The 1,391-nt window shown below is 71.5% G+C and carries 2 protein-coding genes; one reads left to right on the top strand and one right to left on the bottom strand.

Features of this window, described 5'->3' with window-relative positions; genetic code table 11:
* The coding region (locus DMC18_RS26345; protein WP_199232633.1) for a hypothetical protein at positions 1-439 on the top strand (439 nt) is incomplete at its 5' end.
* Between the two features lie 81 nt (positions 440-520).
* On the opposite strand, the gene DMC18_RS24430 is transcribed toward DMC18_RS26345, so the two are convergent.
* The coding region (locus tag DMC18_RS24430; RefSeq protein WP_110133392.1) for a tyrosine-protein phosphatase at positions 521-1,391 on the bottom strand (871 nt) is incomplete at its 5' end.

Here is a 1,391-nt window from a genome sequence, read left to right as displayed (position 1 = left end):
CGCGCGTCGCTATCACGCCGAGGGTCCGGGCTATTTCGGCGGCTATTCGGCCGGGGCGACCTTGGCCTACGCGGCCGCCGCCCAGGCTCGGCCCGGCGATGTGGCCGGCCTCGTCACCGCTGGCTTCTGCCCCGACCAGAACACGGTCAATCCCGTCGGCGACGCCGAGGGACATACCATGGGCTTCCGGATGAAATACCTGCCCGGCTGGGTCTACCGCCCCGTCGATCTCAAGGCCCCGTGGGGGCTGGTCGAGGGCGGCAAGGAGCACGGCTGCGCCGGCGGCGCGGTCGAGGCGTTCGTGGTCAGGACGCCTTCGGCGCGGCTGTTCGTCGCCAATGGCGTGCGCCATTCCTTCATGCCGGCGGCGGCGTGGAAGGGCGAACTCGATGCGGCGCTGGACCAGGCGCTGGGCGGCTCCGTCGGAGCCGCCCGATAACGCGATAGAGAAGGTCGGGAGGAAATGCCGCGCCGCTCCCGAAGGAGGCGGCGCGACACCCTTTCCAAGGCCCGACCGGCCTTAGACGAGATAGGTCGCCTTCAGCTTGGCGACGCCAGCGTCGGTCAGGCCGAAGCGGGCTTTGGCGAGCGCGGTCGGGCCGCCGAACCTGGCGTCGATCTGGCCCAAGGCGCGGCGCATGACTTCCGGGTCCGAGCCCATGATCACGTCCAGAACCTCGGGCGGCATGGCCGCGAAGGCCTTCATCTGCTCGACGGTCATGCCGCCGGTCGCGCCGGCCCCCGCCTTGGCCATCTGCGCCTTGTACATCGACGGCGGGGTGTAGACCTGGGTCAGGGCGTAGTCGGCCAGCACCGTCTCGCGCGGCACGCCCAGGATCGACAGGATCAGGGCCGCGGCCGTGCCCGTGCGGTCCTTGCCCGCCGAGCAGTTGAACGCCAGCGGCGCCTCGCCGGCCACGAGCCGGGCGAACATGTCGGTGAAGTGCGGCTGCAGGGTGTCGAGGAAGGCCACATAGGCGGCGGCGAAGGCGTCGACGGCCTGGTCGCGGGTCTTCAGGCCCGCCAGCATGCTCATCGAGGCGTTCATGTCGTAGTCGAAGGCCGCGACCTTGGCGCCGGCGACCTTCAGGAAGGCGCTGGGCTCGGCGGCGCGTTCCTGCGGGTTGCGCAGGTCGCAGATCACCGAGACGCCCAGCTTGCCCAGATAATCGAGGTCGCCGTCGGTCAGGCCGCTGGTCACGCCCGAGCGATAGAGCTTGCCCCACTTCACCTGGCGGCCACCGGCGGCGTACCAGCCGCCCAGGTCGCGGAAGTTGCGGCCGCCTTGCAGCGGCAGCAGGCGCTCGGCCACGCGGGTGGCGCGGCCGTCGGCGGCGGCGACCAGGAAGTACGGACGCGGCGAGACCGGGGCCTCGACCCGCGCCGAACCG

It is taken from the genome of Caulobacter sp. D5 (genome assembly GCF_003185805.1).
Lineage (GTDB): Bacteria > Pseudomonadota > Alphaproteobacteria > Caulobacterales > Caulobacteraceae > Caulobacter.
This window is presented reverse-complemented; position numbering and strand designations above follow the sequence as displayed.